Origin of the sequence: Actinomycetospora endophytica, from assembly GCF_021026375.1 — a bacterium.
Lineage (GTDB): Bacteria > Actinomycetota > Actinomycetes > Mycobacteriales > Pseudonocardiaceae > Actinomycetospora > Actinomycetospora endophytica.
In genome coordinates this window covers 992,687-1,012,642 of sequence record NZ_JAJNDB010000001.1, presented here as the reverse complement: position 1 = coordinate 1,012,642, position 19,956 = coordinate 992,687, and the positions used below count along the sequence as shown (strand labels likewise).

Genomic DNA, 19,956 nt, shown 5'->3' with positions numbered 1-19,956 from the left:
ATCTCACAGGCTCACTCCATGTGACGCACACGGCGGAGGCGATTGGAACCGTTCAATCGTGGACAACCCGTTGGGCGAGATGGCGATCCACGCATGGGTCGCCACGTCGTCCGTGAGAGGAAGGTCCACCACCCGTGCCGAGCACCGTCTCCGCCCTGGTCACCGAGGGCGCCGAGAAGCCGCTCGAGCGCTCGACGATCGAGCGCCGGGACCCGAAGCCGCACGACGTCGTCATCGACATCGCCTACGCGGGCATCTGCCACTCGGACATCCACCAGGCCCGCGACGAGTGGGGCGGCAGCGAGTTCCCGATGGTCCCGGGCCACGAGATCGCGGGCACCGTCTCCGCCGTCGGCCCGGACGTGAGCCGCTACTCCGTCGGCGACCGAGTCGGCGTCGGGTGCTTCGTCGACTCCTGCCGCGAGTGCGAGAACTGCCGGGCCGGCGAGGAGCAGTTCTGCACGAAGGGGATGGTCGCGACCTACAACGGCCGCGAGTACTCCGGCGAGCAGACCTTCGGCGGCTACTCCACCCAGGTCGTCGTCGACGAGAACTACGTGCTGGGCATCCCCGAGGGCATCGCGCTCGACGAGGCCGCGCCGCTGCTCTGCGCCGGGATCACGCTCTACACGCCGCTGACCCACTGGGGCGCCGGGCCCGGCAAGAAGGTCGCGATCGTCGGGATGGGCGGCCTCGGGCACATGGGCGTCAAGATCGCCCACGCGCTCGGCGCCGAGGTGACCGTCCTGTCCCAGACGCTGTCCAAGGAGGACGATGGCAAGCGCCTGGGCGCCGACCACTACTACGCGACGTCCGACGAGTCGACGTTCAAGCAGCTCGCCAGCAGCTTCGACCTCATCGTCAACACGGTGTCGGCCGACCTCGACATCCAGAAGTACCTGGGGCTGCTACGGGTCGACGGCTCGATGGTCAATGTCGGGGCGCCGATCAACCCGGCGTCGGTGCACGCGTTCACCCTGATCACGGGCCGCCGCAGCCTCGCGGGCTCGGCGATCGGCGGCATCCGCGACACCCAGAAGATGCTCGACTTCTGCGCCGAGCACCACATCGGCGCCGAGATCGAGACGATCACGGCGGACGACGTGAACAAGGCCTACGACCGGGTCGTGGACTCGGACGTCCGGTACCGGTTCGTCATCGACACGGCGTCCTTCCAGGTGCGCTGACGCGCTCGTGAGCACTGATCCGTGCTCTGGCACGGATCAGTGCTCACGAGCGACGACGTCGCACCTACACGAGCCCCAGGCTCTTGAACGGGCCACCGGTCTTGACGGCGAGGTCGCCGGGCCCGCCGTGGCTGCGCGCGTAGTCGAGCATCTTGGCGAGGTCGCCGATGCCGTTGGTGCCGGGCGCCGGCGTGAAGTTCAGCGTCGAGAGGATGCCGAGCGCCTTGCCGTCGGGGCTGAGGAAGGCGCTGCCCGAGTCGCCGGGGATGCCCGGGCTGACCGTGGCGACCGAGTGGCTCCACCCGTGGCCCTGATCGCCGAGGCTGGTGCCGACCTTCGGGCTCAGGGCGGGGATGCCGCCGCGCAGCTCCGAGTTGCCGTAGCTGGCGACCCGCTCGCCGGGCGTCGTGCCCGCGGTGTCGACGCCGGTCGGCCCGCCGAAGAAGGGCACCGCCGGGCTGACCTTCGCGACGTCGGCCGGGTCGATCTCGACGAGCGCGAGGTCGTTGTAGTCGCACGCGTCGGGGTTCTTCTCCCCGCTGTGCTGCATCGCGAGCCAGGAGTTGTAGACGAGCTTGCCGGGCTTCGAGGCGCCGCCGACCTCGACCGGCGTGCCGATCGGGAGCGACTTCGAGGTGCACCCGTTGGTGTCCTCGGCCCCGCCGGTGCCCGAGCAGTGCGCGGCCTGGCCGAGGTAGGTCTTGCCGCCGCCGGAGTAGACGAAGTTGGCGGTGCACTGGGCGCCGTCGGTGCGCATCTGCACGCCCGGGTGGATGCCGCTGTCGATCGCCGCGCCCACGTTCGGGCCGGCGGCCGGGGCGGGCGCCGGAACCGCGACGTTCGGGGCCGGAGCCGGGGTCGGCGCCTGGTCGGCCCAGGCGGACCCGAGAGTGGCGGCGCTCAATGCGGCGGCCCCGAGGAGCACCACCGCGAGCCGTCGTCCCTGTCGTGCTCCGCCCAAGCGCATGTACCCCACCGATCTCCGTCGAACGGACCTCACCGTTGGGGAGTCAAACGCGCGTGATCGGGCGAGGTGACGCACCATCCGGAGTCGGATGAGTGCGCACGGTGAGAATCGGCGATCTCGTCCGGCTCAGCGCGTCTGGAGCGCCGCCCAGGTGGTGGCCGCGGCGACGCCCCCGTCCGCGGCCAGCGTCTGGCCGTTGATCCAGCGGCTCTCGTTCGACATGAGGAACGCGACGACGGCCGCGATCTCGTCGGCCTCGGCGTCACGTCCCGCGGCCGACCGCTGCCGGGCGAGCCGGCGCGGGTCGGACGAGCGCTCGACGTCGGCGAGCTGCGGGGTGCGCACCGGCCCCGGCGCGACGGCGTTCATGCGCACGCCGTCCGGCCAGGTCAGCGTGGAGGAGGCGGTCGTGTAGGCGAGCACGGCCTCCTTCGAGATGTCGTAGATCGACCGGTCGGGGCGGCGCTCCCGGCACCAGCGCAGGCCCTCGTCGAACGACGTCGTCGCCAGCAGCGGCCGCAGCTCCGCGAGGTGGGCGACCCAGTGCCTGCCCTCCGAGGAGGACACGTTGACCACCGAGCCGCCGCGCTGGATGCGGGGCAGCAGTTGCTCGGTGAGGTGGCGCATGCCGAGGAAGTTCACGGCGAGCACCGTCTCGGTGGGCGACGTGCCGGGGACCCCCGCGACGTTCGCGAGCGCGTCCACCCGCTCGTCCAGCCGTTCGACGGCGGCGTCGATCGCCCGCGGGTCGGTGAGGTCGCAGCGGACGTGCGCGATCTCCCGGTCGGGCGGATCCCGGCGGTCGAGGCCGACGACGGTCACCCCGTGGCGGGACAGGAACTGCGCGAGGGCGCGCCCCACCCCGGAGGAGGATCCCGTGACGATGAAGACGGTGCTCATGGCACCGGTCAGAGTAGACGGCGACACGCCGGTCACGGCCAGGTGATGCTCGTCGCGCCGACTGCTCCTCGCGGGCGACCCCCGTGGTCACGCGTCGTCCGAGCGGAGCAGACATCCGAGTTGCGGCGGCCGCCCCGTCGGAGGGCCGCACACGGCACCATGGTGACGTGCAGCTCTTCGTCGTCGATGCCTTCACGTCCGTGCCCTTCACCGGCAACCCGGCCGCGGTCTGCCTGCTCGACGACCCGGTCCGGGCCGCCGACGCGGCCTGGATGCAGGACCTCGCGGCCGAGATGAACCACTCGGAGACGGCGTTCGTCGACCTCTCCGAGCTGCAGCGCTCCGGCGAGATCGGCCTGCGCTGGTTCACCCCGACCGTCGAGGTGGACATCTGCGGGCACGCGACGCTGGCGTCCGCCCACGTCCTGCTCTCCGAGGGGCTCGCGACGCCGCCGCTCGCGTTCCGCACCGCGTCCGGGGTGCTGCGTGCCGACCGGGCGGGCCGCGACGCGATCGCGCTCGACTTCCCGATCGACGTGCCGGTGGCGGGCATGCCCGACGGGTACTTCGCCGACGAGTTCGGCGACGCGCTCGGGGCCTCGGTGGTCGCCGTCGCGCGCTGCCGCTACGACGTGCTCGTCGAGGTCTCGGAGGCCGCGGAGGTCCGCGAGCTGGAGCCGGACCTGGCCGTGCTGCGGGCGGCGACCGGCCGCGGGGTGATCGTCACCGCCGCCGCGGACGGCGTCGAGGACGCCGACTTCGTCTCCCGCTTCTTCGCGCCCGCCGTCGGGATCGACGAGGACCCGGTCACGGGCTCGGCGCACTGCTGCCTCGCGCCGTACTGGGCCGAGAAGCTGGGCAAGCCGTCCCTGGTCGGCGCGCAGCTCTCCCGCCGCGGCGGGACCGTGGGCGTCGAGGTGGCGGGCGGCCGGGTGCTGCTGCGGGGCAACGCGGTGACGATCACCCGGGGCGAGCTCTCGGTCTAACCGGCCCGCAGCGGGGCGATCACCTGCTCGGCGAACCGGAGCACCGGCTCGGTCGAGGCCGGGTTCCCGAAGTCCATGACGAAGTGGTCGGCTCCTTGGGCGTGCCGCGCGGAGAGCTCGTCGACCAGACGTGCCGAGTCGTCGTCGGACTCCGGCAGCGCCCGCTCCAGCGTCACTGTCACCTCGATGCCGTCCGGGTCGCGGCCCGCCCCCTCGGCGGCGCGGCGGACGATGCCGAGCCGGCGGTCCCAGTCCGCGGCCTCGCGCGCCGGCGGGGCGTTCCAGACATCGGCGATCCGCCCGACCAGCGGCAGGCCGATCTTCTCCCCGGCCGCGCCGATGCAGACCCGGGGCGGCGGGTCGGGCATCGGTGGCGCGGCGGCCCCGTCGATCCGGTAGTAGCGGCCCTCGTACGACGGCGAGTCCTGGGTCCACATCAGCCGACAGATCGTCACGGCCTCCTCGAGCTGCGCGAACCGCACCGAGGGCTTCGGGAAGTCGTACCCGTAGGCGGCGTACTCGTCGGCGCGCCACCCCGCGCCGATGCCGAGGACGAAGCGCCCGCCGGAGAGGTGCTGCAGGGTCGCCGCCATCTTCGCGAGCAGCGGCGGGTACCGGTAACCGACGCCGAGCACGTGGTGACAGAGCTCGACGCGCTCGTGGCGGGCGGCGAGCCAGGTCAGCGTCGTCCAGGCCTCCATGAACGGGTCGGTCGGCGTGTCCATCCCGTAGAAGTGGTCGGCCAGCCACAGCGAGTCGAAGTGCGGGAGCGCCGTCGGCAGGATCGCGGTGTCCTGGTCGACGACGATCGGGCGGCGGCCCGAGAAGCGGTTGCCGATCGCGGGGGAGAGCCAGCCGAACCGGGGCGTCCTCGTCACGGCCGCACCCTAGGTGCCTGCGGCCCGTGAGCACTAATTGACGTCAGAGCATCAATTACTGCTCACGAGCGCGGAGCGCACCTACAGGTCCCCACCCTCGTCGAGCAGCCGGTCGATCTCCCGGCGCAGCAGTCCCAGGCGCGCCTCGCGGACCAGCGGGATGTCGCGGCGGCGTCGTCGGACGTCGGCCAGGTCGATGTCCACCGTCAGGGTCTCCTCCGCGCCGGAGCCCTCACCGCACTCGCCGACGACCTCGCCCCAGGGATCCACGATGTGTGAGCCGCCCCAGAACGTCAGCCCGCCCTCGATGCCCACGCGGTTCACGAACACCACGAACAGCTGGTAGATGCGTCCGTAGAAGGTGGTGATGTTGCGCCAGTACTCGCGGGAGTCGTAGCGCTCCGGCGACATCGACTGTGCGGAGTTCGCCGGCACGAGCAGCAGGTGCGCGCCGTCCTGGGTGGACAGGAACGCCACCTGCGGCTGCCAGGCGTCGTTGCAGATCAGCGTGGCCGCGCGGTGCCGGCCGCCACGGACCCCGTAGGCGCGGGAGTGCTGACCGGGCAGGAAGTGCTTGCGCTCCTCGAAGGTCGAGTAGGTCGGCAGGTAGAGCTTGCGGTGGACGTGCACGAGGTTGCCGTCCTCGTAGTAGCCCGCGCTGTTGTAGGTGTGCAGGCCGTGGGTGCCGGCCTCCGGGTAGCCCAGCAGCATCCCCGCGCCGCCCGCGCGCTGCGAGAGCCGCAGCAGCCGGCGGTCGTCGGGGGCGAGCGAGAGGTCGTGCGGCACCTCGCCGATCTGGTACCCGGAGAGGGCGAGCTCGGGGAAGACGACCAGGTCGGACTCGGCCTCGACCGCCTCGCCGAGCACCCGCTCGGCGCGCTTGAGATTGCCGTCGAGGTCCCCGAGGGTGGCGTCGGTCTGGGCCAGGGTGATCCGCACGATGGCTCCTCGGTCGCTTCTCGGACGGCGGCGTTCGCGAGCGGAGCCGATCGGCAGGCGCCTCCGGCCCCTCACCGCGGTCGGCGCGCCCGGCGCGCGAGCACGACCGCGCCGAGGACCACACCGCCGAGGACGACCGCCCCGGCGGTACCGATCAGCGCGACCGCGCGCGCCCCGGAGTGTGCATCCCCGCCTCCGGCGAGGTCGACCCGGCCCGGTCCACCGTTCTCGGACGCCCCGGACGACGCCCCGGCGGCAGCCGCGACCGGGGTGGACAGGGCGGCCACGGGGTCGACGATCCCGGCGCCGACGGCGTCGTCGCGCGGGCCGGCGGCCTGGGCGGTGGCGACGATCCGGGCGGTCACCTGACGGGCGCTGAGCTGCGGGAACCGGGCCCGGACCAGGGCCGCGACACCGGCCACGTAGGGCGCCGCGAAGCTCGACCCCTCGATCGGCGAGCCCGCCGGGTCGCCGGTGCCCGCGCCGGCCGGTTGCACGCGGTCGACGAGCCCCGGCCCGGTCGGCGAGAGGGACACGACGTCGGTGCCCGGCGCGGCCACCGACACCCACGGCCCGCGGACCGTCCGTGGCGAGGGCCGGCCGTCCTGCCCGACGTAGCCGACCGAGAGCACGTCGTCGCCGAACCACGCGGGCGCGACGACCTGTCCCTCCTCGGTCCCCGACGGATCCGTCTGCTCGCAGGACCCGGACCCGGCGTTGCCGGCCGCGGCGACCACGACGACGTTGCGGTCCACCGCGTCGCGGACCGCGGCCCGCAGCGGCGCGAGCACGCGCGGCGCCACCGCGACGGGCAGGCAGGCGGCCTCGGAGATGTTGACGACGGTCGCGCCGAGGTCGACCGCGTGCCGCACGGCCCGGGCGAGCGTGACGACGTCGCCCGCCCCCGGGCCGGTGCGCCCGCCCGCCGTGGCGGTGGCGCTGCTCTGGCGGATGGTGAGGACCCGCGCCTCCGGGGCCACGCCGGTGAATCCCGAGGGTCCCGACTCCCCTGGTGCTGGGTCCGGGGCGGCCGCGACGATGCCCGCGACCAGCGTGCCGTGCCCGTCGCAGTCGGTGGTACCGGTCCCCCCCGGGCCGACGAAGTCGCCGCCGTCGAGCAGGCGCCCCGCCAGGCGCGGGTGCGTCGCGACCCCGGTGTCGATGACGGCGACGGTCTGTCCGGCCCCGCGCCCCCAGCGCCACGCGTCGGTGATTCGCAGCCGTTCCTGCGCCCAGGGAGTGACGGTCGGGCCCTCGCTCAGCGGCGCGACGCACGCGACCTGCTGCCGGACGCCCGGGAGCGGCGACGGTGTCGGGTCCAGCCCGGCGAGCAGCGCGGGGTCGGGAGCGGGCGGGGCGGGCACGGCGGCCGACGCGGGCGCCGTGCCGAGCAGCACCAGCACGACGCCGAGCAGCACCCCCGCCGCCCGCGCGCCCCCGGTCACGGGGCGAGCGTAGATCGGGCGGATCGCCCGCCGGGCCCGTTTCGCGCGGTTCGGTCCCGGCCGTCCCGCAGTGATCGCCTCGACCGGACCGCCGTTGCGGAAGTCGATCTCCACGACCGCAATCCCGGTCCTCCCGAGATGATCACCGCCGGAGGGTGGCGCACCCGCTTACATTGGTGAGGTGCCCCGACCGGTCATCCTCACGGTGGACGACGATCCCGGGGTCTCCCGGGCCGTCGCGCGCGACCTCCGTCGCGAGTACGGCGAGTACCACCGCATCGTCCGAGCCGATTCCGGCGACGCGGCCCTGGAGGCCCTGCGGGAGATCGCGCTGCGCGGCGAGCAGGTCGCCGTGATCCTCGCCGACCAGCGCATGCCGCGCATGAGCGGCGTCGAGTTCCTCGAGCGCGCCATGGACCTCTTCCCGCGCGCCCGCCGCGTCCTGCTCACCGCCTACGCCGACACCGAGGCGGCGATCACCGCGATCAACGTCGTCGACCTCGACCACTACCTGCTCAAGCCCTGGGACCCGCCCGAGGAGAAGCTCTACCCCGTCGTCGACCAGCTGCTCGAGGCCTGGCGGCGCACCCCCGACCGGCCGGCCACCGAGACCCGCATCATCGGTCACCGCTGGTCCGCGCGCTCCTACGAACTGCGCGACCTGCTCGCCCGCAACCAGGTCCCCTTCCGCTTCCACCTCGCCGACGACCCCGAGGGCCACCGGCTGCTGGAGGCCGCGGGCCTCGACGGCGCGCGGCTGCCCGTCGTCGTCACCGGGGAGGGCGAGGCCCTCGTCGATCCCAGCGACGCCGAGGTCGCCGAGAAGGCCGGGCTGGCGACGCACGCGACCGGGGAGCTGTACGACCTCGCCGTCGTCGGGGGTGGCCCCGGCGGGCTCGGCGCGGCGGTCTACGGCGGGTCGGAGGGACTGCGGACGGTGCTCGTCGAGTCGGTGGCCACCGGCGGACAGGCCGGCACGTCGAGCCGCATCGAGAACTACCTGGGCTTCCCCGACGGCGTCTCCGGCGCCCAGCTCACCGACCGGGCCCGACGTCAGGCGGTGAAGTTCGGCGTGGAGGTCCTGACGACGAGGACCGTCACCGGCCTCGCGACCCACGGCGGGGTGCGGGTGCTGACCTTCGACGACGGCAGCGAGATCGCCGCGCACTCCGTCGTGCTGGCCACCGGCGTCTCGTACCGGACGCTCGACGTCCCGGGGCTCACCGAGCTGGCCGGCCTGGGCGTCTACTACGGCGCCGCGACCACCGAGGCGCCGTCGTGCGCCGGCGAGACGGTGTACGTCGTCGGGGGCGCGAACTCGGCGGGGCAGGCGGCCATGAACTTCTCCCGCTACGCCGAGCGCGTCGTGATGCTGGTGCGCGGGCCGTCGCTGCAGGCGTCGATGTCGCAGTACCTCATCGAGCAGATCGAGGCCGTCGAGCACATCGAGGTCCGGACCTGCACCGAGGTCGTCGGCGCCTCCGGGGACGACCACCTGGAGAAGCTGACGCTGCGCGACCGGAACTCCGGGGACGAGCAGGTCGTCGACGCGCACTGGCTGTTCGTCTTCATCGGCGCCGAGCCGCGGACCGACTGGCTCGACGGCGTCGTCGTGCGCGACGACCGCGGGTTCGTCCTCTCGGGGCCGGATCTGCCGGCGGGACCGGATTCGCGGGGCCCGTCGGGATGGGAACCGGAGCGGGATCCGTTCCACCTGGAGACCTCCCTGCCCGGGGTGTTCGCCGTCGGCGACGTCCGGGGCGGGTCGGTGAAGCGCGTGGCCTCCGCCGTCGGCGAGGGCGCGATGGCGGTGAGCCTGGTGCACCGCTGGTTGGAGAACAGATGACCACCGTCGAACGTCCGGAACTGGACCCCGCCCGTCTGCGGGAGCTCTTCCTCTTCGAGTCGCTGGACGACGCCCAGCTCGCCTGGATCGGCGAGCACGCGGACGTCGTCGACGCCCCCGCGGGCGAGGACGTGTGCCGCGAGGGGGAGCCGGCCCGCTGTTTCTGGGTCCTGTGCCGCGGCGAGATCGCCCTCATCCGGCTCTCGCGTGGGGACGAGGTCGAGATCAGCCGCTCGACCACCCCCGGGACCTACGGCGGGTCGACCGAGGCGTTCGTGCCCGGCGTCGAGCAGACCTACAAGCACACGCTGCGGGCGTGCTCCGACACGACGCTGCTCGCGCTGCCCGCCGCGGACTGGTCGGAGAAGCTGCGCGAGTGGTTCCCGCTGCCGATGCATCTGGTGGCGGGGCTGTTCATCGGGATGCAGCGCTCGTCGACGGCGATCGGGGAGCGGGAGCGCCTGCTCGCGCTCGGCTCGCTCTCGGCCGGCCTGACCCACGAGCTCAACAACCCGGCCGCGGCGGCCATCCGCGCCACCGAGTCGCTGCGTGACCGGGTCGCCGGGATGCGGCACAAGCTGGCGATGCTGGCCTCCGGGAAGCTCGACGGCGCGGTCGTCGCGCAGCTCGTCGACCTGCAGGAGGAGGCGGTGCTCGGCGTCGCGACCGCGCCCGAGCTCACCGCCATGCAGACCTCGGACGCCGAGGACGAGATCGGCGACTGGCTGGCCGACCGCGAGGTCGACGGCGCGTGGGACCTCGCCGCGGTGCTGGTGGCGGGCGGGCTCGACGCGGAGTGGCTCTCCAAGATCGAGCGGACGGTGCCCGACGGCACGCTCGGGGCGGCGGTGCGCTGGATCGCGTACGCCGTCGAGACCGAGACGCTGATGGGCGAGATCACCGACGCGACGGCGCGGATCGGCACGCTGGTCAACGCCGCGCGGCAGTACTCCCAGCTCGACCGGGCGCCCTACCAGGCCTCGGACCTGCGGGTGCTGCTCAAGTCGACGCTGACGATGCTCTCGCGCAAGCTCGAGGGGGTCGAGCTGGTCAAGGACTTCGACCCGGACCTGCCCCAGGTGCCCTGCTATCCGGCCGAGCTGAACCAGGTCTGGACGAACATGGTCGACAACGCGGTCTCGGCCATGGGGGGCTCAGGGACGCTGACGGTGCGTACGCGCCGCGAGAACCAGACGGCCGTCGTCGAGATCTCCGACACCGGGCCCGGCATCCCGGACGAGGTCCGGCCGCGGATCTTCGAGCCGTTCTTCACGACGAAGGACGTGGGCGAGGGGACGGGCCTGGGGCTCGACATCTCGTGGCGGATCGTCGTGACCAAGCACCACGGGGACATCCGGGTGCACAGCTCGTCGGCGGGGACGACCTTCGAGATCCGCCTGCCGTTGGGCTGACGCCACGTGCGTGCCGCTGTGCGCCGAGGACGCGTTGGAGATACAGCACGCCGATAGGGCACGCACAGGGGGCGGGGCCCCGAATGTCCGGTTCACCCGTCCGTCACATTTGGTTACATGCGCTAAACATTCGGGGTAACCCGGACCTGTCGACGACGACAGGAGGCACGGCCCATGTGTGGCATCGCAGGAACGGTCGACTTCACCGGGAACTTCGACGACGACCCCGCCGCGCGCGCGGCCGCCCAGGCCATGACCGACACCATGGCCTGCCGCGGACCGGACGACGAGGGCCTCTGGACGACCCGCCACGCCGCGCTGGGCCACCGCAGGCTCGCGATCATCGACGTGCCGGGCGGGCGTCAGCCGATGGTGCTCGACGACCCGGTGACCGGCGAGACGCGGCTGTCGATCGTCTACTCGGGCGAGGTCTACAACTTCACCGAGCTGCGCACCGAACTGCAGGGCAAGGGCCACCGCTTCCGCACCGACTCCGACACCGAGGTCATCCTCCACGGCTGGCTGGAGTGGGGCGAGGACGTCGTCGAGCGCCTGAACGGCATGTTCGCGTTCGCGCTCTGGGACACCCGGACCGAGGACCTCTTCCTCGTCCGTGACCGCATGGGCATCAAGCCGCTCTACTACTACCCGACGCCGGACGGGGTGCTGTTCGGCTCCGAGCCGAAGGCGATCCTCGCCCACCCGCGCGCCGAGGCCGTCGTCGACCTCGACGGGCTGCGCGAGCTGCTCTCGCACGTCAAGACCCCCGGGCACGGCGGGTACCGCGGCATGCACGAGGTCCGTCCCGGCTCGCTGGTCCGCATCCGCCGCGAAGGCCTCTCGATCCGCCGCTACTGGCAGCTCGAGGCGCTCGAGCACGTCGACGACCGCGACACCACCGTCGCCCACGTCCGCGAGCTGCTCGACGACATCGTCGGCCGCCAGCTGATCTCCGACGTCCCGCTCTGCTCGCTGCTCTCCGGCGGGCTGGACTCGTCGGCGATCACCGCGCTCGCGGCCCAGCAGCTGCGCGACCAGGACGCCGGCCCGGTGCGGTCGTTCTCGGTCGACTTCGTCGGCTACGAGGACTCCTTCGCCGCCGACCCGATGCGCGACACCCCGGACGGCCCGTACGTCCGGGAGCTGGCCGAGTACGTGGCCGCCGACCACGAGGCGATCACGCTCTCCAACGACGACCTCATGGACCCGGACGCCCGCGCCGCCGTGCTGCGCGCCCGCGACCTGCCGCTCTCGCTCGGCGACATGGACACCTCGCTCTACCTGCTGTTCAAGGCGATCCGGGGCCGGTCGACCGTGGCGCTGTCCGGGGAGTCGGCCGACGAGGTCTTCGGCGGCTACCGCTGGTTCCACGACGCCGACGCGGTCAACGCCGACACCTTCCCGTGGATGGCCGCGCGGTCGAGCCCGATGGACCACACGCGCGCGTTCTTCGACCCGGACCTGTTGAAGGCGCTCGACCTCCCGGGCTACATCGACCAGTCGTACCGGGACGCGCTGGCCGAGGTGCCGCACGTCGACGGGGTCTCCGCGCAGGAACGGCGGATGCGGGAGGTCTGCTACCTGCACCTGACCCGGTTCGTGCAGGTGCTGCTCGACCGCAAGGACCGGATGTCGATGGCCAGCGGGCTCGAGGTCCGCGTGCCGTTCTGCGACCACCGGCTCGTCCAGTACGTGTTCAACACCCCGTGGTCGCTCAAGACCTTCGACGGCCGGGAGAAGTCGCTGCTGCGGGCGGCGACGCGGGACGTGCTGCCGGCGTCGATCGTCGACCGCGTGAAGAGCCCGTACCCCTCGACGCAGGACCCGGGCTACGAGAAGGCGGTGCGCGGGGACCTCGCCGACCTGCTGGCCGACCAGAACGCCCCGGTGCGCCGGCTCATCGCCTCCGACAAGATCCGCGAGGCGGTGGACGCGCCGTCCCAGTCGGGCGCGAGCCTCGAGGTCGACCGGGCGCAGATGGAGAACGTGCTGCAGCTCAACGCCTGGATGTCGCGCTACTCGCCCACCGTCGAGACCAGCTGACTCGTCCGTCTGCTCGGCCCTCTTCCGGCACGAAGGCTCGTTCGTCACTCATGATGGTGACGAACGAGCCGTTCGTCCGTTTCGGGGGTGCGTCCGTTTCCGGGGTGCTCGACTCGCCCACCGACGCCGCGGGGGCGCCCCCCGACCGCCGTGGGGCAGCACGGCGACCGGGGGGCGCGGGAACCCCGTGCGGCCGGGCGCGGTCGGTCGCACGGGGTGTCATGGGCGCGTCGTCGCGCGTCGGAGGTCGCCGGCCTCCTCGGGGCGTCGTGTGTGTAACGCGCCGGGCGCCGACGACGATGCGGGGCGATCCGGGTCCTGTCGGTCGCTTCGCATCACAGGCTCTCGCGGTTCACCCGGTCGGGTCGCTGCCACGATGGGGGCACAATTCGTGGGGTGAGCGCAGTGGCACCGGAGACCGAGCCGATCCCGCAGCCACCCGGCGGGTCCGGGCTGGCGGGCTTCAGCGACGACGAGGGCAAGCAGGCGCGCCTGCGGCGGATGAAGCTCGTGGCCACGGGTTTCCTCGTCGGCGCGGCCATCGTGTGGATCGTCTTCCTGTACTGGGAGCACCACGGCGGGCCGGCGTTCACCGGCTACGTCCGGTCGGCGGCCGAGGCGGGCATGGTCGGTGCGTTCGCCGACTGGTTCGCCGTCACCGCGCTCTTCCGGCACCCCCTGGGGCTGAAGATCCCCCACACCGCGATCATCCCGCGCAAGAAGGACCAGCTCGGGGAGAGCCTGTCCGACTTCGTCGGGGAGAACTTCCTCTCGGTGCCGGTCGTCAGCGAGAAGCTGCGCTCGGCGCGGATCGCGAGCCGCGCGGGCGCCTGGATCTCCCGGCGCGAGAACGCCGAGCGGGTCACCGCCGAGGCCGCGACCGTCGTCCGCGGCGCCGTCGCGGTGCTGCGCGACGACGAGGTGCAGGCGGTCATCGAGCAGACCGTCACCCGCCGGCTCGTCGCCCAGGAGTGGGGCCCGCCGATGGGCAAGCTGCTCGAGGGGATCCTCGACGACGGCTCGCACCGTCGCGTCGTCGACCTCATCTGCGACCGCGCCTACGACTGGGTGCGGCTGAACTACGACACCGTGATGTCGCTGGTCAGCAAGCAGGCGCCGAGCTGGTCGCCGCGCTTCGTCGACGGCCTGATCGGCGACCGGCTCTACGCCGAGGCGCTGTCGTTCGCGTGGGCGGTGAAGTCCGACCAGGACCACCCGCTGCGCAAGGCGATCGACCGGTTCCTCACGAGCTTCGCGGGCGACCTGCAGCACGAGCCCGACACCATCGCCCGCGTCGAGGCGATCAAGGCCCAGCTGCTCGCACACCCCGACGTCCAGGACCTCATCAGCCGGGCCTGGGCGACCGGCAAGGCGATGATCCTCGACGCGGCCGAGGACCCGTCGAGCGAGCTGCGCCGCCGCGCCACCGACGGCGTGACCCGCTTCGGCGAGCGGATGGTGGTCGACGAGGCGCTGCGCGAGAAGGTCGACTCCTGGATCGTCGACGCGGCGTCCTACGTCGTGAGCCGCTACGCCCCCGAGATCACCGCGCTGATCTCGGACACCGTGAAGCGCTGGGACGGCCCGGAGACCTCGCGCAAGATCGAGCTCCAGGTCGGCCGGGACCTGCAGTTCATCCGGATCAACGGCACCGTCGTGGGCGCGCTCGCGGGGCTGATCATCTACACGATCGGCGTGCTGGTCGTCGGATAGGCGCGACAGCGCACCTACAGCGCCGCGCCGATGACGAGCCCGAGCGCGGCCGCGCCCAGCCCGGCGAAGGTCTGGATGACGACGTCGAGCACGGCGTGCGTGCGCTCCCCGGCCTCGGCCAGCCGGATCGTCTCGTACCCGAGGGTCGACCAGGTGGAGAGCCCGCCGCAGAAGCCGGTCCCGACGAGGGCGGACACCCCCGACCCGGCGGACGCGCCGATCACGACCCCGAGCACCAGCGACGCCACGAGGTTCACCGTCACGGTGCCCCACGGGAACGAGGTGCCGTGCGCGGACTGGACCGCGCGGTCGGTGACGTAGCGCAGCGGCGCGCCGACCGCGGCGCCGATGATGACGAAGAGCGCGGTCATCGCCGGCCTCCCCGGGCCGTCGTGCGAGCGAGGGTCAGGCCGAGCGCCGCGGCGCCGACCGAGCCGAGCACCGTCGCCGCGAGATAGCCCAGCGCCACGCCGAGGTGACCGCCGACGAGCAGCTGCTGGGTGTCCACCGCGAACGTCGAGAACGTGGTGAAGCCGCCGAGGACGCCGACGCCCAGGAAGGGCCGGACCAGCGGATGGGCCTCGCGGACCTCGGCCACGTGCACGACGAGCACGCCCATCAACAGGCACCCGACGACGTTGATCAGCAGCGTCGCCGTCGGGAAGCTGCCGTGCGGGGCGGGCCAGGCGAGCCCGATCCCCCAGCGGGCGAGCGCGCCGAGTGCCCCGCCGGCCGCCACCACGGCGACGGCACGGCCCTGGCCCCGCAGGACGGCGGTGCCGGGTTCACGCCCGGCGATCACGTCCTCGGCGATCTCCGGATCGTCCTCGTGGCTCACGGCGGCTCCCTGGGCGCGGTCGGTCACCGACCCGCGGCCGGGCCGGAACGTCTGAGCTCCAGGGACCGTTGGCGTCGACCGCGTCGTCGGGTGTGACGGCGGGTCGGCGCGGTTGTCGGCGGGCCCCACCGCCATCGGCCAGAACGCTAGCGCGGGCGTCGTCGCAGCGCACGGACCGGTCATCAGAACGATCTCCCCAGTTGTGCGACACGCCACCCCATCTGCGCAAACACAGTGCTTGCAAGAGCTAGCACCAGTGTTAGCGTGGAGGTCAGCCGGCATCGAGCAAGGGTGCCAACACCGGGAGGACCCGCCGGTCGTCCCGCTGAATCACGACCGATCAGGAGTGATCATCATGGCCGTCACCTTCCCCACCAAGTTCGACGTCCGCGAGGCCCGCGACCAGGCCAACAAGCTCGCCTCCGAGGCGTGGGACCCGTTCCGTTCGCCGTCGCTGGCGCTGCTCGGCCTCGGTGACTACGCCGTGGCGAGCGCCCAGGAGGCCTTCTCCAAGGTCCAGTCCGGCGCCACCGAGGTCCAGGCCCGCGTCGAGGACCTGCCCTCGGAGCTGCAGGAGCTGCGCCACAAGCTGACCGCCGAGGACTTCCGCAAGCTGGCCGACAGCTACGTCAAGGCCGTCCGCAGCGTTTACGACGACCTCGTCAAGCGCGGCACCGGCGCCTACTCCAAGATCAAGGCGCAGCCGCAGGTCAAGCAGGCCCTCGACACCGTCGACTCGGTCTCCACCGAGATCGAGGGGCGCCTCGAGGACACCGTCGAGGACGTCCGCGTCCGCGGCGAGAGCGTGCTGGCCGGGGTCACCAAGCAGACCCGCTCGGTCGGTGAGCGCGCCGCGCGCTACACCCAGCAGGTCACCGGGCAGGCCGCCGAGGTGCTGACCGAGACGAGCACCGAGGTCGCCGCCGAGGTCAAGGAGGCCGGCGACGAGGTGGCCTCCGAGACCCGCAGCGCCGCCCGCAAGACCGCGGCGCAGACGGCCCCGAAGAAGCAGGGCCCGAAGAACGCGCCGAAGTCCGCGGCCACCACGGCCGCCGACAAGCGCGCCCCGAAGAGCTGACGCTCCCCGCTCCGGCACCGGCCCCGTCGCCACCTCCGAGGTGGTGACGGGGCCGTCGTCGTCCCGAGGGGAACGGGTCCCGGTCGACCGGCCCCACCAGCACGTATCCTCGCCGTGTGCTGCTGCAAGTGCCGGTGTTCGAGTACCTCGACTACTACCTGTCGATGCTCATCTGGATCGTGGCCATCCCGGTCGGCCTCTACGCCTTCATCCACTCGCTGCTGCAGCGGGCGGACGCGTTCACGGCGGTCGACAAGCTGACGAAGCCGGCCTGGTGCGGCATCACCGGGGTCGGGGCGCTGCTGCTGGTCATCTCCGTGGGTGGCCCGGTCGCGAGCCTCGCCATCCTCTGGCTGGTGGCCCTCTGCGCGGTGCTGGTCTACCTCGTCGACGTGCGCCCGAAGGTGACCGAGGTGCAGCAGGGCGGGGGCGGTCGCTGGTGACCGCGGACCTCGCCTCCGCCGCCGGCACCCTGGAGCTTGCGCCCGCGCTCTCCCGTCCCGACCTGCTCGCCGAGCCGGTGACGGCCGCGCTGAAGGCCCTGCCCGACGACGTGGCCGCGTCGTGCGCCGTCGCCGCGATCGACCCCGACCTCGCGGACACCGCCGCCTTCTGCGAGGCCTACGGCTCGCCGCTCGAGGCCTCGGCGAACTGCGTCGTCGTCGCCGGGTCGCGCTCCGGGGAGCAGCGCTTCGGGGCGTGCGTCGTCCTCGCGACCACCCGGGCCGACGTCAACGGCGTCGTCCGCAAGCGCCTCGACGTCCGGAAGGCCTCGTTCGCGCCGATGGACACGGCGGTCGAACTGACCGGCATGGCCTACGGCGGGATCACGCCGTTCGGAGTCCCCGCCGGCTGGCCGGTGCTGGTGGATGCCGCCGTCGTGGCCGCACCCGCCGTCGTCGTCGGGAGCGGGATCCGGGGCAGCAAGCTCGTCGTCCCGGGATCGGTCCTCGGGCAGCTCCCCGGCGCGGAATCCCTGGAGGGTCTCGGCCGTTAGCGGTATCGTTCAACCTTCAATCACCTGGAGGCAGCGATGCCCGCCGTCACCGTTCCCGACCTGACCGTCCTGCCCCGGCTCGCGGACCTCGGCCCCGACACGGGGATCACCGAGCGCGGCGTGCGCACGGTGACGACCGCGCCGCGCGGGTTCGAGGGCGAGGGCTTCCCGGTGCGGCGCGCGTTCTCCGGCGTCGACCTCGCCGACCTCGACCCGTTCATCCACATGGACCAGATGGGCGAGGTCGAGTACGCCCCGGGCGAGCCCAAGGGCACCGCGTGGCATCCGCACCGCGGCTTCGAGACCGTCACCTACATCGTCGACGGCACCTTCGAGCACGCCGACAACCACGGCGGCGGCGGGCTGATCACCAACGGCGACACGCAGTGGATGACCGCGGGCGGCGGCGTGCTGCACATCGAGCGGCCGCCGGAGGCGCTCGTCGCGTCGGGCGGGCTGTTCCACGGCCTGCAGCTGTGGGTGAACCTGCCCCGCGCGCAGAAGTGGGCCCAGCCCCGCTACCAGGACCTCCGGGCCGGTCAGGCCTCGCTGGTGACATCCCCGGACGCCGGGGCGCTGGTGCGGGTGATCGCCGGGTCGCTCGACGGCCACTCCGGGCCCGGATCGACGTACACGCCCATGACGATGGCCCACGCGTCGGTGGAGCCCGGGGCGCTGCTGCACGTGCCGTGGGACCGCGAGCAGAACGCGCTGGCCTACGTGCTCTCCGGTGACGGGTACGCCGGGGCCGAGCGGCGCCCGGTGTCGACGGGGCAGCTCGTGGTCTTCGGCCCGGGCGAGTCGCTGCGCGTCGAGGCGTCGACGGGGCAGGAGGGGCGGCACCCCAAGCTCGAGGTCGTGCTGCTCGGCGGGCGGCCGCTGCGGGAGCCGGTCGCGTGGGGCGGGCCGTTCGTGATGAACACCCGCGAGGAGGTCATGGAGGCGTTCTCGGACTTCTCCAAGGGCCGCCTGGGCGCGATCCCGGCCGAGCGGGTGCCGCACGCGGGCGCGTCGCGGGGCGTGCAGACCACGTGACCGACCTCAGCCGTGCTCGGCGATCCAGCGGCGTGTGAACTCGTCCTCGGCGTCCAGCAGCCCACTGACCTGCTCGTTGACGATCGACTCGATCTTCCCCGCCACGAACGGCACCGGGACCTCGGCACGGCCGTCGATGGTGCTCTGCGAGCCGTCCTCGACGTCGTGCAGGCCCTGCGTGCCGGTGAGCTTGCCGGGCAGTCCGCGCACGGTGACGTCGAACGTCCCGCGGTAGCCGCCGCCGGCGTCCGGGGTCCAGGTCTCGACGCGGTCGAGGATCAGGTCGCCCCCGGTGAACTTCCGGATGATCGAGGGCAGGAACTCCACCGCCACCGAGTGCCGGAGCTTCAGGCGCGCCCCGGAGTCGTCGACCGTGCGCTCGACCAGCGCGGGGTCCTTGCCCCCCAGCTCCTTCAGGCGCGCCTCGAGATGGTCGGCGTCGACCAGCACGCGGTACACGGTGTCGGCGTCGGCATCCCAGCCGGCGCGGTGGGAGATCGTCTGGGCCACGAGGCAGGAGGCTACCGTCGCAGGCGTGCCGACCCCGACCACGTCGTCGCCACCCGCGACCCCGCTCGCCGCGCTGACCACCCTGCGCCTCGGCGGACCGGCCGGCCGGCTCGTCCGCGCGGGCAGCGCCGACGAGATCGTCGCGGCGGTCCGGGCCGGTGACGCGGCGGGTGAGCGGGTCCTCGTCGTCGGGGGCGGGTCGAACCTCGTCGTCGGCGACGACGGATTAGACGGCACGGTCGTCCACCTGGAGTCCCGGGGCCACACCGTGGAGCGTCACGACGGCGAGGCCCTGGTGCGGGTCGAGGCGGGGCAAGACTGGGACGAGCTCGTCGCGGCGACGGTGGACGAGGGCCTCGGTGGCCTCGAGTGCCTGTCCGGCATCCCGGGTTGCGCGGGCGCGACGCCGGTGCAGAACGTCGGGGCCTACGGCGTCGAGGTCGCCGACCTGCTCGTCGACGCAACGCTCTTGGACCGCCGGACCGGCGACGTCGGGACCGTCCCCGCCGCGGACCTCGGGCTGGGTTACCGGACCAGCCGGCTCAAGAGCACGGACCGGGAGATCGTGCTCGCCGCCCGGTTCCGGATGACGACCGACGGGCTGTCCGCCCCGGTCCGCTACGCCGAGCTCGCCCGCGCGCTCGACGTCGAGCCGGGCGTCCGGGCCCCGCTCGCCGCCGTCCGGGAGGCGGTCCTCGGGCTACGGCGAGGCAAGGGGATGGTCCTCGACGAGGCCGACCACGACACCTGGAGCGCCGGGTCGTTCTTCACCAACCCGGTGGTCCACGGCGACGTCGCCGAGCGGGTCGCGGCGCGGGTGGCCGCCACCGACCAGCGGCCCGTCACCGCCTGGCCGACCGTCGACGGGCGCGTGAAGCTCTCCGCCGCGGCGCTGATCGAACGCGCGGGGGTGCCTCGCGGCTATCCGGGGTCGGACTCACCGGTCCGCGTCTCCACCCGCCACACCCTCGCGCTGACCCACCGCGGCGGCGGGACGACCGCGCAGCTGCTCGCCCTCGCCCGGGACGTGCGCGACCGCGTCGAGACCGCGTTCGGTGTGCGCCTCGTCCCAGAGCCCGTCCTGGTCGGCTGCGCGCTGGACTGAACGCCCCTGACCCGGACCGAAAGGATTTCCGGGACCTGGTTCACACCAGTGACGCGGTTCGGGTCGCCGTCGTTGTG

At 73.0% G+C, this 19,956-nt stretch carries 19 protein-coding genes; 11 read left to right on the top strand and 8 right to left on the bottom strand.

Annotated features, from left to right (window positions below; genetic code table 11):
- Nucleotides 1-134: 134 nt before the first annotated feature.
- Nucleotides 135-1,187 carry an NAD(P)-dependent alcohol dehydrogenase gene (locus tag LQ327_RS04940; protein WP_230730405.1) on the top strand — a complete coding sequence of 351 codons (1,053 nt, stop codon included), beginning with the start codon at nt 135-137 and terminating at the stop codon, nt 1,185-1,187.
- Between the two features lie 64 nt (nt 1,188-1,251).
- On the opposite strand, the gene LQ327_RS04935 is transcribed toward LQ327_RS04940, so the two are convergent.
- The gene (locus tag LQ327_RS04935) at nt 1,252-2,154 is read right to left on the bottom strand and encodes a serine protease (RefSeq protein ID WP_230733049.1); all 903 of its coding nucleotides are present in this window, start codon (nt 2,152-2,154) and stop codon (nt 1,252-1,254) included.
- A gap of 126 nt (nt 2,155-2,280) precedes the next feature.
- Nucleotides 2,281-3,054: a coniferyl-alcohol dehydrogenase gene (locus tag LQ327_RS04930; protein ID WP_230730404.1), complete on the bottom strand. Its 774-nt coding sequence runs from the start codon at nt 3,052-3,054 to the stop codon at nt 2,281-2,283.
- Between the two features lie 167 nt (nt 3,055-3,221).
- Between LQ327_RS04930 and LQ327_RS04925 the strand changes: the two genes are divergently transcribed.
- Complete coding sequence (locus tag LQ327_RS04925) at nt 3,222-4,040, top strand: PhzF family phenazine biosynthesis protein (RefSeq protein WP_230730403.1); 819 nt, start codon at nt 3,222-3,224, stop codon at nt 4,038-4,040.
- Here LQ327_RS04925 and LQ327_RS04920 read toward each other — a convergent pair.
- From LQ327_RS04920 to mycP, 3 genes are all read right to left on the bottom strand, one after another.
- Nucleotides 4,037-4,918 carry an LLM class flavin-dependent oxidoreductase gene (locus tag LQ327_RS04920; protein ID WP_230730402.1) on the bottom strand — a complete coding sequence of 294 codons (882 nt, stop codon included), beginning with the start codon at nt 4,916-4,918 and terminating at the stop codon, nt 4,037-4,039. The genes LQ327_RS04925 and LQ327_RS04920 overlap by 4 nt on opposite strands.
- A gap of 81 nt (nt 4,919-4,999) precedes the next feature.
- Complete coding sequence (locus LQ327_RS04915) at nt 5,000-5,857, bottom strand: nitrilase-related carbon-nitrogen hydrolase (RefSeq protein ID WP_230730401.1); 858 nt, start codon at nt 5,855-5,857, stop codon at nt 5,000-5,002.
- A 71-nt stretch (nt 5,858-5,928) separates the two neighbouring features.
- On the bottom strand, nt 5,929-7,302 hold the full coding sequence (gene mycP / locus LQ327_RS04910; RefSeq protein ID WP_230730400.1) for a type VII secretion-associated serine protease mycosin: 1,374 nt from the start codon (nt 7,300-7,302) through the stop codon (nt 5,929-5,931).
- A gap of 181 nt (nt 7,303-7,483) precedes the next feature.
- Here mycP and LQ327_RS04905 point away from each other — a divergent pair, with 181 nt between their 5' ends.
- The 4 genes from LQ327_RS04905 (at nt 7,484) to LQ327_RS04890 (ending at nt 14,316) form a co-directional block, all read left to right on the top strand.
- Complete coding sequence (locus tag LQ327_RS04905) at nt 7,484-9,148, top strand: NAD(P)/FAD-dependent oxidoreductase (RefSeq protein ID WP_230730399.1); 1,665 nt, start codon at nt 7,484-7,486, stop codon at nt 9,146-9,148.
- Nucleotides 9,145-10,560 (top strand): ATP-binding protein, encoded by a 1,416-nt coding sequence (locus LQ327_RS04900; RefSeq protein WP_230730398.1) that lies wholly within the window; start codon nt 9,145-9,147, stop codon nt 10,558-10,560. The genes LQ327_RS04905 and LQ327_RS04900 overlap by 4 nt, the downstream gene beginning before the upstream one ends.
- Nucleotides 10,561-10,734: 174 nt before the next feature.
- Nucleotides 10,735-12,603, top strand: coding sequence for an asparagine synthase (glutamine-hydrolyzing) (asnB, locus tag LQ327_RS04895; RefSeq protein WP_230730397.1), 1,869 nt, complete (start codon nt 10,735-10,737; stop codon nt 12,601-12,603).
- 396 nt (nt 12,604-12,999) lie between these two features.
- Nucleotides 13,000-14,316 carry a DUF445 domain-containing protein gene (locus LQ327_RS04890; RefSeq protein WP_372460603.1) on the top strand — a complete coding sequence of 439 codons (1,317 nt, stop codon included), beginning with the start codon at nt 13,000-13,002 and terminating at the stop codon, nt 14,314-14,316.
- A gap of 14 nt (nt 14,317-14,330) precedes the next feature.
- Here LQ327_RS04890 and LQ327_RS04885 read toward each other — a convergent pair whose 3' ends face one another.
- Both LQ327_RS04885 and crcB read right to left on the bottom strand, forming a co-directional pair.
- Complete coding sequence (locus LQ327_RS04885; protein WP_230730396.1) at nt 14,331-14,687, bottom strand: fluoride efflux transporter FluC; 357 nt, start codon at nt 14,685-14,687, stop codon at nt 14,331-14,333.
- Nucleotides 14,684-15,154, bottom strand: coding sequence for a fluoride efflux transporter CrcB (gene crcB, locus LQ327_RS04880; protein ID WP_230730395.1), 471 nt, complete (start codon nt 15,152-15,154; stop codon nt 14,684-14,686). Before crcB ends, LQ327_RS04885 begins: the two co-directional genes overlap by 4 nt.
- A gap of 355 nt (nt 15,155-15,509) precedes the next feature.
- On the opposite strand from crcB, the gene LQ327_RS04875 reads away from it, so the two are divergent.
- The 4 genes from LQ327_RS04875 to LQ327_RS04860 all read left to right on the top strand — a co-directional run bounded on the left by LQ327_RS04875 (nt 15,510) and on the right by LQ327_RS04860 (nt 18,264).
- On the top strand, nt 15,510-16,232 hold the full coding sequence (locus LQ327_RS04875; protein ID WP_230730394.1) for a hypothetical protein: 723 nt from the start codon (nt 15,510-15,512) through the stop codon (nt 16,230-16,232).
- 116 nt (nt 16,233-16,348) lie between these two features.
- Complete coding sequence (locus LQ327_RS04870; protein WP_308286251.1) at nt 16,349-16,675, top strand: DUF2516 family protein; 327 nt, start codon at nt 16,349-16,351, stop codon at nt 16,673-16,675.
- On the top strand, nt 16,672-17,229 hold the full coding sequence (locus LQ327_RS04865) for a YbaK/EbsC family protein (protein WP_230730393.1): 558 nt from the start codon (nt 16,672-16,674) through the stop codon (nt 17,227-17,229). The genes LQ327_RS04870 and LQ327_RS04865 overlap by 4 nt, the downstream gene beginning before the upstream one ends.
- Nucleotides 17,230-17,265: 36 nt before the next feature.
- Nucleotides 17,266-18,264, top strand: coding sequence for a pirin family protein (locus LQ327_RS04860; protein WP_230730392.1), 999 nt, complete (start codon nt 17,266-17,268; stop codon nt 18,262-18,264).
- A 6-nt stretch (nt 18,265-18,270) separates the two neighbouring features.
- On the opposite strand, the gene LQ327_RS04855 is transcribed toward LQ327_RS04860, so the two are convergent.
- The gene (locus LQ327_RS04855) at nt 18,271-18,774 is read right to left on the bottom strand and encodes a DUF2505 domain-containing protein (protein WP_230730391.1); all 504 of its coding nucleotides are present in this window, start codon (nt 18,772-18,774) and stop codon (nt 18,271-18,273) included.
- Nucleotides 18,775-18,799: 25 nt separating this feature from the next.
- Here LQ327_RS04855 and LQ327_RS04850 point away from each other — a divergent pair, with 25 nt between their 5' ends.
- Nucleotides 18,800-19,879, top strand: a complete 1,080-nt coding sequence (locus tag LQ327_RS04850; RefSeq protein ID WP_230730390.1) for a UDP-N-acetylmuramate dehydrogenase — start codon at nt 18,800-18,802, stop codon at nt 19,877-19,879.
- Nucleotides 19,880-19,956 lie beyond the last annotated feature (77 nt).